Raw genomic sequence first — 15136 nt, 5'->3', positions numbered from 1 at the left:
GATGAGAAATATCGAAACACGCCGTACCACAAGCACGGTTGCCGACAATGGCGCACTACTGGAATTGATGAAAAATGCACGGCTGGACGAAAAAAAAGACCAACATTTTTCATTTGCTCTGCGTCTTTCTGCGCTGACTGTTCACTTTCAGCAAAAAGAGTATTCAGCCGTAGAAATTATCGAATTGCTGCGTAAGGAAGCGGAACGGTTTGAGCATTCGGCGCAGGAGCTGGCGATATGATCCGCCCGTTCATCAAATGGGCGGGGGGTAAAACCCGCGTCCTGCCTGATTTGCTGCCGCTCCTGCCTAAAGGTGATTGCCTCATCGAACCATTTGTCGGCGGCGCGTCGGTGTTCCTGAATACGGATTATCGCCGTTATGTATTGGCCGATATTAATCCAGATCTGATTAATCTGTATCGCGTTGCTGTTGCTGACACCGAGCTGCTGATCCGTGATGCACAGTCAATGTTCATGACGGGTAACACGGAAATTGAGTATCTGGGGCGCAGGGCAGAGTTTAATTTCTTGCGTGCAACTGGCGCGGGCTTCGCGCTACAGCGTGCTGTGCTTTTCTTGTATCTGAACCGACACGGATTTAACGGCCTGTGTCGCTATAATCAGAGCGGTGAATTTAACGTGCCATTTGGCCGTTACCGTTCCCCATATTTCCCTGCTAGTGAAATCCGTCTGTTTGCAGAAAAAGCGCGTGATACCAACGCCGTTTTCAGGGTTGCACCGTTTTGCAAGACCATAGAAGGACATGCTAGCCCTGACGCGGTTATTTACTGCGATCCGCCGTACCTGCCCGCCAGTGATACCGCCAATTTCACGCAGTATCACACAGCGCCATTCTCCATTGGTCACCACATCACATTAGCTGTCGCGCTGGCTGGTGCTAATCGCAGAGATGGTGCTCAGTGTGTGATTTCAAACAGCGATACGCCAGTAACTCGCGAGATTTATCATACCTTTGAGTTTCACGAAATAGCCGTTCAGCGCTCTATCAGTGCTAACGCTATTACTCGCGGCGCGGCCAAAGAAGTGATCGGCGTGCTGACTGCCAATTGTCAGGAGTCATTGCCGCTGCGAAATGGTTCAACGCTGTGTGGCTTGAATACCGGCTTCAGCGGTGAGTTGCGGGGGATGGGGTTATGACTATCGATTCCCGTTGTTTTTCTGTCGATGCAATCAACATTAACTCAGTGTCTGGCGGTAAAGATTCGCTGGCGCAATGGCTGTTGGCTATTGAGTCAGGCGTACCAACCATCCGCGTATTTGCTGACACAGGTCATGAACACCCGCAAACAATGGAATATCTTGATTATCTGGAATCCAAGCTGGGGGAAATACGCAGAGTTAAAGCCTCGTTTGATGACCGTATAGCAGGAAAACGTAAATTCATTGCTGAGCGCTGGCCTGTCACGCTGGTAACTGAATGCGGTATGACTGATGCACAGGCCGCCGCAACGGTTGCCCGTGCGCTTGATGTTCTTCATCCAACGGGTATCCCTTTTCTGGATTTGTGTATGTGGAAAGGCCGATTCCCCTCCACTAAAGCCCGCTTTTGTACTTTTGATCTAAAACACGCGCCTATTCGTGACCAGATCGTCATGCCGCTGCTGGCTGAATATGACGAGGTTATCAGTTGGCAAGGTGTACGGGCGGAAGAGTCTCCAGCACGCGCATTGCTGCCAGAATGGGAAACAGACGTAGATAATACACCAGGGTTACATGTCTACCGCCCGATACTGACATGGACTCACGCCGATGTGTTTGCATTGGCACGCCGTCACGGAATTAAACCCAATCCACTCTATCAGCAGGGATGCAGCCGCGTAGGCTGTATGCCATGCATCCATGCGATAAAATCTGAGTTAGCGGAAATATTCAGCCGCTGGCCAGAAGAGGTGGCGCGTGTGGCTGAATGGGAACGGCTGGTTGCTGCTTGTTCTCGCCGTGGTAACAGCACGTTCTTTCCTTCGACTCAAGACCCGCGTAAATCCGAACGCCGTATTGAGTTCATCAGTGTGGAATCTCACGGTATTGAAACCTATAGAGACTGGGCATTGACCTCACGCGGCGGCAATCAGTTCGATCTATTTGCAGGCATGAATGACAAGGCCGTTTGCAGCAGTGTTTATGCTGGGGTTTGCGAGTAATGCAACAAGCCGCAGAGCACAACGGAGATCATCACGCTGCTCTTAACTGGCAGCGTGAGCAGTTCGCGCCAGGTGTGCCGGATGGCGTGAGCTATGTTGAGCGCATCCTCTGGCATCTGGATAAAACCGATCATGACTTCCGGCATCCGTATTTTGCCGACCTGCCTGATTACCTTGCTAAATACTTTGGCCAGCGTTACGAAACCCTCTTTAAATCCGATGAACACAAAGGACGCCGCCGCGCCAATACGTTTTTACGCCGCACGTTGGGTGAGAGCGTATTGCCACGCCTGCGCAAAATCATGCCGCGCTATCAAACGGAATTCCTGTCTGCCGGTGATATCCCGTTTCCGTTCTCTGACGATCTGGAAAAACTGCCCACATACGAACGTGATGATATTCGCCGTCTGTCTACTCAACTGGCGGATTTTATGGCAGCTAGCTTTAAGGACTATACCGAGCGCGGCATACCGAATGCTGCCGATCTGGATATGCGCAGCATCACATTAATGGCGTTCCGGCATTTGGGGCGATTAACGCTACAGGCTGGTACGCAGCCGCCGTACTGGGCGCAATTCACCAAAGGCCGTCGCGAGTTGCCGACGCACAGCGCCGAATCTGGCCTGCTGCGCATGATGTCGCCGGAATGGTGGCGTGTACGCATCAAACGCCGCCGTGATCTGCAGCGTGAGCATATGGCCATTGCGGTGGGACAGGTGCAAAAAGCGGCGTCGGCCTATGTTTCCCGCAGCACGCTGGGTGAATGGATTGCTCAGAAGAAACGGAATCGCGAGTTTTTTAAATCATTCGATCTCGAAAACCCCGAAACGGGCGAACGGGTATCAATGAATGACATGGTAAATGGCAGCAATGCCAATCCAGCAATAAGGAGATGTGAACTTATGGTTCGTATGCGAGGTTTCGAAGATTTAGCCCATGAAATGGGCTGTGCCGGTGAGTTCTACACCATTACCGCGCCGTCAAAATATCACTCTGCGCATAGCGGTGGGGGATTTGTTAAGCAGTGGAACGGCGCTAGCCCGAGGGATACACAGAAATACCTGTGTAGCGTATGGGCGAAAATCCGCGCGGCATTGTCGCGAGAGGAAATTAGCGTGTTTGGTTTTCGCGTGGTGGAGCCGCATCACGATGGCACTCCCCACTGGCATATGTTGCTGTTTATGCGTCCTGAGCATGTCGATCAGGTGCGTGACATTATGTGTTACTACGCCCGCTACGTTGATTCTACAGAACTACAGAGTGAAAAGGCGCTAAAGGCGCGTTTTCACGTTGAGCCTATCGATCCCGCAAAAGGTTCGGCGACGGGCTATATCGCAAAATACATTTCAAAAAACATCGACGGTTTCGCGCTGGATGATGAAAACGACGATGAAACCGGCGAAAACCTGAAAGACATGTCAAAGGCTGTTTCCGCCTGGGCGTCGCGCTGGCGCATCCGTCAGTTTCAGCAAATAGGTGGTGCGCCGGTAACGGTTTATCGTGAACTGCGCCGCCTGCGCGATATCCAGTTGGATGATGCCCGCATGGATGCCGTGTTGGTTGCCGCCGATCTGGGTGATTGGGCGGCGTACACTCAGGCTCAGGGCGGGGCATTGGTATCACGCGATAATCTGGTCGTGCGTCTGGCGTATGAAATTACCGAGCAGGGCAACCAGTACGCGGAAGATGTGCAGCGCATACAGGGGGTCTATTCGCCGCTGTTGGGTACTGCGTCAGAGGTCGTTACACGTTTGGTTAAGTGGGGCATTGTTCCGAAGTTGGCCGTAGCGCCAGCGGAGGCGGGCTTTTCTGGCGGCTCTGCCGCCCCTTGGAGTTCTGTCAATAACTGTACGCAGGGGAACCGGCGACGATTATCCGAGTTATTAAAGCTACGTGGTTTTAGCGGGGAAAATGAGCAGGTCAGCATTCTTTTAAGGGGCGGGAACCTGTCGATAGGTGGGGAGCGTATGTTACGAATGGCTAACGGCCAGTTAAATGAGTATGAAAAATCAACCGATTGCGAGTTGTGGGATGGTTATAACTGGTAGTCCACATAAATGCTTTAAAATACAATGACCTTATCCAGTATTAATTAAGAAATATTTTGATATACTGTTTGTATATACAGTGATTTGAGGGCGCGGAATGGACGATTTAGACGTAGTTACGGTGTTAGAACGTATAGCGCTTTTGACACGGTTTGTATGTGTGGATGAAAGCAGTGAGAAGGATCGCCAAATAGCATTGATTTGGATAGGTGAATTGTCTGAGCAGGTAAAAGAGGGGGTTGTTCTACGAAATAAAAACACCACCGATTCACGGTGGTGCTGATTTATGCGGCTGGAGCTTTTAACAAGTCCAGTGCCATTTGTCTTTGTTGAGGGGATAGGTTTTCGATCACCGTTTGTAGTAATTTATCGCCAGTTTTGGCACTGGGGCTGAGTGAGTGTGAAAACGTTAGATTCATAACAAATGTGTGGCCACACTCAACGTCTGAGCAGGCGCAGTAAATATCCGCTATTTTACGATGCTTGCGGTTAGTCTTCCTTATTACTGCTTTTTCGCCGCACTCAGGGCATTCTACTTTTAAAACACGCATATTTCTGGCTCCCAGCGAATCAAACTGCTGGGATTTTAACGGTTTCAGTCTCATGCTGCATTCTACTTCGCTTTATCATCGGTAAAAATCAGATGTAGGTGTGCCGGAATTTCCCGATCGGCGCTGATGGCGGTACGAAAGCGCCGCTGTATCGGTGTCACCTCATCTTTTCGGTACGTGTCGCGGGCTTTCTCTGGGTCGCCGAGGCCAGCGGCGTTTTGCGGGATAATGCCGCACAGGCCAGCGGGGAAGCGGTGGGCATTCAGTACATCCTGTGCGCTGATGTTTTTCACGTTTGCAAACTCATCTTTGGCGCTGATATCGCCCATCTGAATAAACTGCACCCCTTCTTTATCCCCGTTCGGGATGTTCACCAGAATGGTGGAGAAGTTGCCGATCCCTTTGCTGTTAGCAAGCTGTTGCTCGATTTCCTCTTCAATCTCATCCGTCATGTTCGGGTCACTGGTATAGAGAATACCGCCCGTATGCGCCCCATTGTGGTAGTAACGACGCCGGAAAATGACCGCTTCACTGTTTAACAGGGCGGAGTGGATGCCGCCGATATAGTCCGGCAGGCCGTAATATTCCTGCTGCGGGTCGTACATCTTGATAAAAATGATATCGTCAGACGGGTAAACCAGCGGTTCGCCGTCCTGCAATACCACGAATTCGCCGGTTTTACGGCGACGTAGATAGAGTGACGGCAGCGGCACCAGGTCAACGACGGCACCCCAACCATTACGCACTTTCAGGATGGCTACATCCCCAAAGGTGAGATAGTCGAACGCCGCCGCGCCGATCTCATCGTGCGTCAGCCCGCCGCTTTGGTAGTCTGAAATCACCATATTGCGGCGTGCATAGACAATGCCACCGTGCTGGCCGTTCAGGTTGATCAACTGCGCCAGGGCGAGGCGATCTATCGGCAGCGTGTAATGGTCGAAATTGTTGTCATACCAGATATCACGGTAATCCGTACCGGTGGTTAATACCGGTTCGGGCTTGCCAAACGTGATAATGCTCATTTTCTTCTTTTGCGGGGCGCTGTTCGCTTCCTGTCCGCGTCGCTGTGATTTCCGTTTCATGCTGCTTTCTTTAGTCTCCATCGTGACTGAGGTTTGTTCTCATAGTTCAGCGGTTCGTTATCCAGCGCGTGCATAATCGCAAAGGCAGCTTCTGCATGGCCAGTTTCCGCGCTGCGGTCAGCGACAAACGTCATCGCGTTGCCGCTGGCGGTGGTTGTTTTTCTGATGGACATAAAGGACGCGGCGATCGCTTTCTCGTCCTGATCCCATTCAATGCGTTTACTTTCCACCACGTCGGCGGCTTTCATGACCAGCCGGTTTTTGGTTTCCACGCCGTAACGAATGGCTTTGGCCTGGCGCATGGCGAAATGCTGGATATTTTCAAAGACACCGATACCGAGGCCGGTGATATCGATGCCGATGTAAGTGAAGTGGTATTGCTGGAACAATTTTTTGATCTGGTTGGCCTGATAGCGAAAATTCATGCCCTGCCAGTTGATCACTCGTAGTACGCGGAATTTTTCACCCTCATAAATCGGCGGAGCGATAATCACGAATGTGGACAGGTCACCGGAACGGGCGGGATCGTAGCCGCCCCATACTTCACGGTTGCCAAACGGACGCGGGGCTTTCGGGTCATGGTCTTGCCATATATCAGGATCGATGCCGCAGCGTTCCAGGTCGTCAAAGCTGAATACGGCGTCTTTGCTGTCAACGAACACGCACATATACAGCATGTTGAACGTGTCCACGTTGTAGCGGTTGCGCAGCTTGTCGAGGCTGGCCAGATTGAACCCGCCCGCGATCGCGTCTTCCATCGTGATAACGTAGCGCCACTGGCCATCAGGGCAGAGCCGCCCGCCGTCGCGCAGTTCGTCAAACGCAGGGAATTTGACCGATGCCCGTTTCTTGTTGCCGCGCTTCCACTCTTCGCCCGTCCAGAACGGGTAAGCCTGGTGCGTTTTGGCGCTGGGCGTAGAAAAGTAGGTGGTGCGCCACTTGTCGTGTGTGGCCATTGCACTGGCCACTTCATTCAGGCGGGCAAAGTTTGGCACCCAGAAATATTCGTCACAGTACAAATGACCGCTGTATGACTGCGCGGTGTTTTTGTTGGTAGACAGAAAGCGCAGCTCTGCGCCGTTAGATAATCGGATTGGGTTGCCGGTCAGCGTGATGCCGAAATATTCCTGGGCAATGTTGACGATATAAGAGCGGAACACTTCCGCCTGGGCGCGGCTGGCTGACAGGAAAATCTGTGGGTCACCGGTCAGTACAGCATTTTCAAACGCTTCAAAGGCAAAATACCAGGTCGCCCCGATCTGGCGGCTTTTCAGAATGTTGCGCACCATTTCGCCGATATTGGCGCGGAGGTGCTTTTGATAACCAAATAGATATTCTTCCGCCCAGGCGTCAAAATCCTCTTTGCTCAGGCCGGAAATATCATTTTTGCGGTATTTACGCTTTTTCGCGGGGCGTTCGTCGTCATCGTCATGCCCGTTGCTACGCTGTCCGCCGCCTTTGGCTTCTGCCAGCTTTTCCTTGTGCTTATTGCTTTGCGCCCGCAGCTTCACGGCGTGTGTGATCAGCGTGTCGAGTTCTTTTAATTCCAGTTCGGTTTTATTGTCACGCCCGACCAGCAATTGATAACGGCGCTCGATCGCTTCTTCTGTACTTTCATGGCTGAGTAAATCAGACCAGTTAAATTTCTCCGCCCAATAGTAAACAATCCGCGCATTTGGCAGATTTAAATCAGCGGCAATTTCTTTAGGTGTCGCTCTTTTTAAATAGAGCGCCCGCGCTACACCTATTAATTCATCGGAATATTTAGACATGCGGCCATTATGCGGGGTTATTTTTATTATTTATTTCCTGCTGAGTCGGTTTAGTTCGGGAATAAGCGGATAACCGAACAGATAAGAATTAAACCTCTCGCCGCGTTATTTTTATTCGTCAATAATCTATTTGTCGCAACGAAACGGAAAATAATAATGTCGCAGTTAATGACTAACTGGATCTGTATTGCTACGGAAGGCGAAACCGTTGATAAACGGCAAATGGAACGCCAGTGGTTAATTGATGCCGCAGAAACCTATAACCCTGAGTTGTATACCGCCTTGATTTGGCCGGAGCATGAGCAGTGGTATGGCAATGTTGGCGAAGTGTTGGCGGTAAAAGCAGAAGAGGGGGAAGACGGCCTGGTGCGTCTGTTCGCTCAGTTGCGCCCTAATAACCACTTGTTGCAGGCCAATCGGGATGGCCAGTTACTGTTTTGCTCGGTTGAGTTAACACCAGACGGGAATTTTCGTGGAACGGGTAAATCCTATCTGGAGGGCTTGGGGGTCACCAATACCCCCGCCAGTGTGGGTACTACCCGTTTGCGTTTTAATAAGCGTAAAAAAGGATATCGCCTGTTTGGCGCATTAAAGCCGCTGGTGATTGATGAAGTGAAAGAAATCAAAGGAAAGACAATGGCAAAGGAAGAAAAGAAAACGTGGCATAGCTTGTTCGGTATTAAGCCTAAAAATTTTGCTGAAGAAGAGGGCGCGGGTGACGAAGGCGGCGATAAATTGCAGGCGCTGGCCGAAGCCTTAACCGCGCTGGAAGAGCGCGTGGTTGCGTTGGAAACGGGACAGGAAGAAGTACTGGAAGATATTGAAGTCGTAAAGGACGTGGTGGATACGCAAGAATTTGCCACGCTGCGTAACAACCTGCCGCAAATCCTGAAAAACTTTGGCAAGCTGGACGAGAAAATTACCAAATTGCCTACGCGTAAAATTGGTGAAAAGGACAAGCGTTTTAGCCATCTGGTGTAAGTCGTTACGCCATAATTAATCGGTTATTTCCGGTTCAATTTATTTTATTTCGCCATTAAGCGAGAGGGATTTCTATGTTTTTAAATCAGCGGGCGCGAGAATATTTACACTCGTTTGCCGCCGCACTGTCGGAGGCGCACGGGGTATCGGATGTTTCTCGTTATTTTGCGCTATCCGACCCAAAAGAAACGCAACTGCGTGATGCACTGCTGGAATCAGTGGATTTTCTTTCCATGATTACTGTTGCCGATGTAGATCAGCTTTCTGGACAGGTTGTCTCTGTCGGTAGCTCTGCGCTTCATACCGGACGCAAAGCAGGTGGCCGCTTTATTCGCGGTGTGGGTGTTGAAGGGAATGAGTACAAGTTAGTTGAGACGGATTCATGTGCTGCCCTGCCGTGGGATTTGCTGTCTGTTTGGGCGAATGCCGGTGGCGAAAATGAATTTTTCCAGAAGGTTCAGGCGTTTTCTAACCAGGCGTTTGCGCTGGATATGTTGCGTATCGGCTTTAATGGTACGTCGGTGGCCAAAACTACCGATCCCGATGAAAACCCGAGCGGGGAAGACGTCAACATCGGCTGGCATGAGTTGGTCAAGCGATACAAATACGGCCAGCAGATTATCACCGATGCGGTGACGCTGGATGAAAACGGCGATTACAAGTCGCTGGATTCGATGGGGTCTGACCTGATTAACTCCAAAATCCCGCCGCAGTACCGTAATGATCCGCGTCTTGTTGTATTGGTCGGTGCCGACTTGGTTGCCGCAGAGCAATACCGCCTGTTCCAGAAAGCTGATCGCCCTACTGAAAAAATCGCCGCGCAGATGCTGGGTAGTACGATTGCTGGCCGTCCTGCAATGGTGCCGCCGTTTATGCCAGGCAAGCGTATGGCTGTTACCACGCTCAGTAACCTGCATATCTACACCCAGCGCAATACGCGTCAGCGTAAAGCCGAGTTTGTGGAAGATCGCAAGCAGTACGAAAACAAGTATCTGCGTAATGAAGGCTACGCGGTGGAATACCCTGAGTTGTACGCTGCGATCGATGAAGCGGCGGTGACGATTGGCACTGTAGCTGAGCCATCAAATCCGTCTGCTGGTAACGGGGAATAATCATGGCGCTTTCACCCGCTCAACGTCATAACGCCCGATTGCAGGCTGAACAGCAGCTATCACGCTGCCAGCCTATTACGGGCGGACATAGCCTGCATTTGCAAATTCGGGCGCTGGAAAACGACATTGAGCGGGTGAGGAACCAGCCCACGATCGCCGATCGCGTGGAGATGAAGCGGCGGGAATTGCTGCCGCGCTGGTTGCCCACCGTTCAGGCGTATCTGGACAGTGGCGAGGTGTACCAGCATCCCATTTTCTCGCACTGCATCATCTGGCTGTTTGATGTTGATGAGTTTGATCAGGCATTGGACTGGGCGGATATCGCCATTGCGCAGGGACAGCGCACCCCCGACAACATTAAACGCAGCTTTGCCGCCTTTGTGGCCGATGCCGTGCTGGAATGGGCAGAGCTGACGGCAGACAGCGGGCAGAGTGTTGAACCGTATTTCTCCCGCACGTTTACCAACGTGGCGCAGAACTGGCGCTTGCATGAAGAAATTAACGCCAAATGGTTCAAGTTTGCCGGTTTGCTGCTGTTACGTGATGACAGTGGCCAGCCGCGAGCCACGGCGACGGACGACATCGATCTGTTGCGTAAGGCCGATGCCCTGCTAGGGCAGGCGGAACGCTATCACCGCAAGGTCGGTGTAGGCACGATGCGTAAAACCATCGCTGCCCGCATCCGGTCTTTGCAGAAGAGTTAACACGACTACCGCAAGCCGAGCGGGCGCGGCTGAGGCAATACACATTTGTGTTATGTGCCGTGGAAGCCGGTCAGCCCGCTTTTTCGGGGGATTTATGTTTAGTGGAACGCCGGTTGATTATCAGGATGCGGTGCTGGCCAATAATGGATTTTGGCCAGATCTGAACCTGCGGGATTTTCAGAAACAGCGCACCATTCCCGCCGATATCGACGCCGGAACGGTGGCGCAGGCGTTGTTAGCCGCAGCCGGTGAAGTTAACGCGGCGCTAGTACGCGTAGAGCAGCAGCATAAAAATAGCGGCTATGGTATGGCCAGCGTGGTGCCAGGCGTCAGTCTGGACGGAAATAACCTGCTGTGTGCGCAGTATCAAAAAGCGGTGTTTGCCAGGGCGAAAGCCGATCTTATCGGAGAATTCGCCACGATTGGCCGTCGCGAGTCTCATCCGGGACAGGAGGGAGACGAAACACGCAAGGGACTGCTGGCGGAAGCGGCGATCGTTATCCGCAGTATGAAGGGGCTGAAACGCGCCGCGGTGAAGATGGTATGAGCCAGTTAGATGCGTTGACCGCATTTGTAACTCAAAACCTGCCATCGCGTGTGATGCAGGGCTTTGACAGCTTCATGGATGAAATCAGCTTTATCAGCGCCCAGCGGGATTTGGGCGAGGGACAGTATCAGTTAGCGGTCATGCAGTTTGATGCGGTGCTGAGCTGGGAGCGCTGGCCGTATCGGGAGTGTGATCCGAAAAACTTGTGCGCTCTGTTGCTGGTCTGGCAGACCGAGCAAGACGAACAGCCCTTTATGGATGCGGGGCTGGACAGGGAATTGCCCACGCTGGACGTTGACGTTATCGATCAGGATACCGCCACGGTAGTGGTATCCGTCAAGTTGGCTGCGTCATTGGCAATCATTGAGGACGATAACGGCATTATCCCGTTTGACGGCAAGCGCTGGCGTCTGGCTGAGCCAGAAATCTGGGTTGCCACGGAAGGGCAAATCTTTGGGGCTGATGAAACTGGCGCAGTGATCGGGCAACCGTCGTGATTACCGGACAGTTAAATGCCGCACAGGCGCGTGCGATACGTGAACGGCTGGCACGATTGGATTTGACGCCACCTAAGCGGCGACGGTTGCTCTGGCGAGTCGCCAAATATGGCGTGATCGCTGCGGCAAAGCGTCATGTGAGGCAGCAGCGATCGCCGGACGGAACGGCATGGACGCCACGTAAAACGCGGCGGCGCGGCAAGATGCTCCGCAATATGCCCAAATTGCTGCATATCCGCGAAATGCCTGAAATCGACGCGGTGCGGATTTATCTGCATGGCGGTGGATACCGTAACGGGAATAGGCCGGTTCCGGCTGGCGTGGTGGGGTATGGCCAGCAAAACGGGATGCGTGTCACTGTCAATCGACGGCAGGCTATACAGCAAAATGACGCGGGTCAGGATGATCCTGCCACGTTACGCCAGGCTAAACGGCTGCGTAAGCTGGGGTATAAAACGCGAAACGGAACGCGCTGGCGCAAGCCAGGTTATGCAGAAATTCAGGCGACGCTGACCACGCGGAAGGCGGGGGCAATTATTCGCAGCATGGAAGGGCGTCCGCCGAAAGCCTCCTGGTCTGTTGATGTGCCTAACCGTGAGTTTTTGGGTATCAGTCAGGATGATTTAAACACGGCGATGGAGAAACAGATCCAGGCCATAGGATACGGGACATAGCCCGTTAATGAGGGAAGATGAGTTGGCCAACGGTACAGATTAACCAGGTTAATCAACTACAGGGCGAAACCAACGAGATTGAACGGGTCGTGCTGTTCGTCGGGCTGGGAACGGGGAAGGACAAGGTAGCCAAAACCGTGCCGGTGAATACCCAAAGCGATCTGGATGCGCTGCTGGGTGAGGCGGATTCTGTGCTGAAACGCACCGTAAACGCGGCGATGTTAAATGCTGGCCAGAACTGGAGCGGCTTTATCAGCATTCTGCCGAAGGACGTGCCCGCTGAGGGCATGGATACGGTCTGGACGGATGCGGTAAAAGTCGCACAGCAGGTGGCCAGCGTCGAAGGCGTCGTGCTGACGCAGGGCGCAACTAAGGACACCATCGCAGCGGCTGCCAGCCTGCGGGCAGAGTTGATCGCCAAATTTGGTCGCTGGGTGTGGTTCATTCTGGCTGTGGACGGTGTGCAGGCCAGTGAAGAGTGGGCGGGTTATCTGGCGCGGTTAAGTACGTTACAGGCGGGTGCCGCTGTTCCTGCCGTGCAACTGGTGCCGCGTCTGTGGGGCAATGAGCCTGGCGTATTGGCTGGCCGTCTGTGTAACCGTGCTGTGACGATCGCAGATAGTCCGGCGCGGGTACAAACCGGCGCATTGCTGGACATGGGCGCTACCGCGCTGCCCGTGGATTCAAAAGGTGCGCCGCTGGATTTGGCCACGTTGCAGGCGCTGGAGGTGCAGCGCTACAGCGTGCCGATGTGGTATCCCGATTACGACGGCTATTACTGGTCGGATGGCCGCACACTGGACGTGGAAGGCGGCGATTATCAGGCGATTGAGAACCTGCGCATTGTCGATAAAGCCGCACGGCGTGTGCGTTTGCAGGCGATTGCCAAAATTGCCGATCGCAGTCTGAACAGCACGCCAGGCAGTATCGCGGCGCACCAGGCGTATTTCGCTAAAACGCTGCGCGAGATGTCCCGCAGTAGCCAGATTAACGGCATCACGTTCCCTGGCGAAGTGAAGCCGCCGCAGGATGGCGACGTGGTGATCACCTGGCGCACAAAAACCAAAGTGGAGATTTACATCACAGTGCGCACCTATGAGTGTCCGAAGGGCATTACGGTGAGCCTGATTCTGGATCAGTCACTAGGGGGTGACGCATGACGAAACGGATTTCCGGCCAGTCCTTTGACTTCAACATGGACGGCGATTTGGTTCACGTTGAAAAGGTTGGCCTGAGTATTACGGACAATACCGCCGCCGCACAGACGCAGGGTGTGCCTGATGGCTGGGTGGCGGGGGATGTGTCGGCTGAAGGTGAAATGGAGTTCAGTACCAAAAGCCTGGCCATCATTACCGCTAAAGCGCGTAGTGCGGGGTCATGGCGTGGTATCGAGCCGGTTGATCTGATGTGGTACGCCAAAGCCGGTAACGAAGAAATCAAGGTGGAGGCGTTCGGCTGCAAACTGATTGTCAGTGACATTCTCGACAACGATCCGAAGGGTGGCAGCGTGGTGACGCACAAAATCAAATACATGGTAACCAGCCCTGATTTTGTGCGTATTAACGGCATTCCGTATCTGGAATCGGAACTGACAGAAAAACTCATCGGGTAAGGAAGCCCCATGCAGGAATATGAAAAAAATGTGCTCTGGCTGGTTGTGCTGGGCGGGTTGATCGCGATCGGCAAGGTGCTGGCCAGCGATGAAAAAATCACGCCGCGCCTGTTTGTTGGTCGCATGATTTTGGGATCGGCCACAGCATTAGCGGCGGGTGCGGTTCTGGTCTGGATACCAGGACTATCACCGCTGGCCGTGACGGGGTTAGGGGCAGCGTTAGGTGTGGCGGGTCACCAGGCGGTTGAAATCTGGTTACGTCGCAGGGGAAGTAGTTTGTTAACAGGGAGCGAGAAAAAATGAAGTTACTGGATAAACAGCAACTTTTTGCCCAGATGCTGGCAAAGCTGATTTTGTGGGCAGATACGCAGGGGTACGAGCTGACATACGGTGAAGCCTATCGCACGCCGGAACAGGCAAAGCTGAATGCCCAAAGTGGCAAGGGTATTGCCAATAGCCTGCATACCCAGCGGCTGGCCGTCGATCTGAATCTGTTCATCAACGATGAATACAAAACACGCACGGAAGATTATTTACCGCTGGGTGAATACTGGGAATCGCTGGGCGGCAGTTGGGGCGGGCGCTTTAAGTCTCGTCCAGACGGCAATCACTTTAGCCTTGAGCACAACGGGGTACGTTGATGGATAAGCCCTGGCTGATTGGCGTGGTGCTAGCTGTGGTTTTCGCCGCTGGCTGGCAGGTGGCCAACTGGCAGCGCGATAGTGTAGATCTGGCTGTGGCCAATGCGGCTAACGCTGCCGGTGAGCAGTCCCGCCAGGCAATGCAGGCTATCGCCAGCCAGTCAGGGCAGAAGCTGGAAAGCCAACTGGAGGCGATACGCCATGCGCCGAACAAGGAAATTTATCGGGAAATCGTTAAGCCGGTTTTTACTAACGTGTGCCTGTCTGGCGAGTTTGTCAGCCTGTACAACGCCAGTGTTGAACGAACCGAACGTGCGTTATCAGGAAAACCTGAAAAAGAAATGTCCGGTAAATAATTTACCCATATTAGCCGGAAATACCGGAACGGATGCGGCTATCCCATTAAATGAATGGCCGGAAATTTATGCTGATTGTGCCGCACGGCATAATCAGTTAGTCGATGAAATTAATCAGCGGGAAACAGTATTATGAGCAAAATTGTATTAACGATTGCAGGCAAGGAATTAACGTTTGAGCCAACAACGGTGGCGTATAACGGCCTGATTAACGATATGGCGATGGATAATAAAATCGCGCCCGCCGTAACCTATTTACGCCGTATTGTCAGCGCAGACAGTAAAAAGGATTTGGATGACCTGCTGGCGCAGCCGGGTGCGGCCTTGCAAATCACCGAAGTGATTAATACGCAATATGCGCCGAAGTTGGAAATCGAAGTAAAAAACTAACCGAGCG

General features: G+C 52.7%; 20 protein-coding genes. 17 read left to right on the top strand and 3 right to left on the bottom strand.

Annotation, left to right across the window (positions count from 1 at the left end):
• Nucleotide 1 precedes the first annotated feature (1 nt).
• From A6301_RS21870 to A6301_RS21855, 4 genes are read left to right on the top strand one after another with little or no spacing between them, the layout of a single operon-like run.
• Nucleotides 2-241, top strand: a complete 240-nt coding sequence (locus A6301_RS21870; protein ID WP_234258741.1) for a DUF2732 family protein — start codon at nt 2-4, stop codon at nt 239-241.
• Nucleotides 238-1158, top strand: coding sequence for a Dam family site-specific DNA-(adenine-N6)-methyltransferase (locus A6301_RS21865; RefSeq protein ID WP_234258740.1), 921 nt, complete (start codon nt 238-240; stop codon nt 1156-1158). Before A6301_RS21870 ends, A6301_RS21865 begins: the two co-directional genes overlap by 4 nt.
• Nucleotides 1155-2162 carry a phosphoadenosine phosphosulfate reductase family protein gene (locus A6301_RS21860; RefSeq protein ID WP_234258739.1) on the top strand — a complete coding sequence of 336 codons (1008 nt, stop codon included), beginning with the start codon at nt 1155-1157 and terminating at the stop codon, nt 2160-2162. The genes A6301_RS21865 and A6301_RS21860 overlap by 4 nt, the downstream gene beginning before the upstream one ends.
• A complete protein-coding gene (locus A6301_RS21855; RefSeq protein ID WP_234258738.1) occupies nt 2162-4210 on the top strand; it encodes a replication endonuclease in 2049 nt (682 codons plus the stop codon). The genes A6301_RS21860 and A6301_RS21855 overlap by 1 nt, the downstream gene beginning before the upstream one ends.
• A 284-nt stretch (nt 4211-4494) precedes the next feature.
• On the opposite strand, the gene A6301_RS21850 is transcribed toward A6301_RS21855, so the two are convergent.
• From A6301_RS21850 to A6301_RS21840, 3 genes are read right to left on the bottom strand one after another with little or no spacing between them, the layout of a single operon-like run.
• A complete protein-coding gene (locus A6301_RS21850) occupies nt 4495-4815 on the bottom strand; it encodes an ogr/Delta-like zinc finger family protein (protein WP_234258737.1) in 321 nt (106 codons plus the stop codon).
• A gap of 8 nt (nt 4816-4823) precedes the next feature.
• Nucleotides 4824-5843, bottom strand: a complete 1020-nt coding sequence (locus A6301_RS21845; RefSeq protein WP_234258736.1) for a phage portal protein — start codon at nt 5841-5843, stop codon at nt 4824-4826.
• Nucleotides 5840-7615 (bottom strand): terminase large subunit domain-containing protein, encoded by a 1776-nt coding sequence (locus A6301_RS21840; protein ID WP_234258735.1) that lies wholly within the window; start codon nt 7613-7615, stop codon nt 5840-5842. Before A6301_RS21840 ends, A6301_RS21845 begins: the two co-directional genes overlap by 4 nt.
• 156 nt (nt 7616-7771) lie before the next feature.
• Here A6301_RS21840 and A6301_RS21835 point away from each other — a divergent pair, with 156 nt between their 5' ends.
• From A6301_RS21835 to A6301_RS21775, 13 genes are all read left to right on the top strand, one after another.
• Nucleotides 7772-8596 (top strand): GPO family capsid scaffolding protein, encoded by an 825-nt coding sequence (locus tag A6301_RS21835; protein ID WP_234258734.1) that lies wholly within the window; start codon nt 7772-7774, stop codon nt 8594-8596.
• 74 nt (nt 8597-8670) lie between these two features.
• Entirely contained in the window at nt 8671-9708 is a 1038-nt protein-coding gene (locus A6301_RS21830; RefSeq protein ID WP_234258733.1) for a phage major capsid protein, P2 family, read from the top strand.
• Nucleotides 9709-9710: 2 nt separating this feature from the next.
• Nucleotides 9711-10412 (top strand): phage terminase small subunit, encoded by a 702-nt coding sequence (gpM, locus tag A6301_RS21825; RefSeq protein ID WP_234258732.1) that lies wholly within the window; start codon nt 9711-9713, stop codon nt 10410-10412.
• A 94-nt stretch (nt 10413-10506) separates the two neighbouring features.
• Nucleotides 10507-10959, top strand: a complete 453-nt coding sequence (locus A6301_RS21820; protein WP_234258731.1) for a head completion/stabilization protein — start codon at nt 10507-10509, stop codon at nt 10957-10959.
• Nucleotides 10956-11456, top strand: coding sequence for a phage tail protein (locus tag A6301_RS21815; protein WP_234258730.1), 501 nt, complete (start codon nt 10956-10958; stop codon nt 11454-11456). The genes A6301_RS21820 and A6301_RS21815 overlap by 4 nt, the downstream gene beginning before the upstream one ends.
• Nucleotides 11453-12130: a phage virion morphogenesis protein gene (locus tag A6301_RS21810; RefSeq protein WP_234258729.1), complete on the top strand. Its 678-nt coding sequence runs from the start codon at nt 11453-11455 to the stop codon at nt 12128-12130. Before A6301_RS21815 ends, A6301_RS21810 begins: the two co-directional genes overlap by 4 nt.
• A 17-nt stretch (nt 12131-12147) precedes the next feature.
• Entirely contained in the window at nt 12148-13290 is a 1143-nt protein-coding gene (locus A6301_RS21805; protein ID WP_234258728.1) for a DUF2586 domain-containing protein, read from the top strand.
• Nucleotides 13287-13742, top strand: a complete 456-nt coding sequence (locus A6301_RS21800) for a DUF2597 family protein (RefSeq protein ID WP_044206963.1) — start codon at nt 13287-13289, stop codon at nt 13740-13742. The genes A6301_RS21805 and A6301_RS21800 overlap by 4 nt, the downstream gene beginning before the upstream one ends.
• Before the next feature lie 9 nt (nt 13743-13751).
• The gene (locus A6301_RS21795) at nt 13752-14045 is read left to right on the top strand and encodes a phage holin family protein (RefSeq protein ID WP_234258727.1); all 294 of its coding nucleotides are present in this window, start codon (nt 13752-13754) and stop codon (nt 14043-14045) included.
• Nucleotides 14042-14383: a M15 family metallopeptidase gene (locus tag A6301_RS21790; protein WP_044210396.1), complete on the top strand. Its 342-nt coding sequence runs from the start codon at nt 14042-14044 to the stop codon at nt 14381-14383. Before A6301_RS21795 ends, A6301_RS21790 begins: the two co-directional genes overlap by 4 nt.
• Nucleotides 14383-14739, top strand: a complete 357-nt coding sequence (locus tag A6301_RS21785) for a hypothetical protein (protein WP_234258726.1) — start codon at nt 14383-14385, stop codon at nt 14737-14739. The genes A6301_RS21790 and A6301_RS21785 overlap by 1 nt, the downstream gene beginning before the upstream one ends.
• Nucleotides 14696-14875: a hypothetical protein gene (locus tag A6301_RS21780; RefSeq protein ID WP_234258725.1), complete on the top strand. Its 180-nt coding sequence runs from the start codon at nt 14696-14698 to the stop codon at nt 14873-14875. The genes A6301_RS21785 and A6301_RS21780 overlap by 44 nt, the downstream gene beginning before the upstream one ends.
• Nucleotides 14872-15129 carry a putative phage tail assembly chaperone gene (locus tag A6301_RS21775; protein WP_234258724.1) on the top strand — a complete coding sequence of 86 codons (258 nt, stop codon included), beginning with the start codon at nt 14872-14874 and terminating at the stop codon, nt 15127-15129. Before A6301_RS21780 ends, A6301_RS21775 begins: the two co-directional genes overlap by 4 nt.
• Nucleotides 15130-15136: the final 7 nt, after the last annotated feature.

The sequence above is a fragment of the Pectobacterium sp. IFB5596 genome (assembly GCF_021432585.1).
Lineage (GTDB): Bacteria > Pseudomonadota > Gammaproteobacteria > Enterobacterales > Enterobacteriaceae > Pectobacterium > Pectobacterium punjabense.
This window is presented reverse-complemented; position numbering and strand designations above follow the sequence as displayed.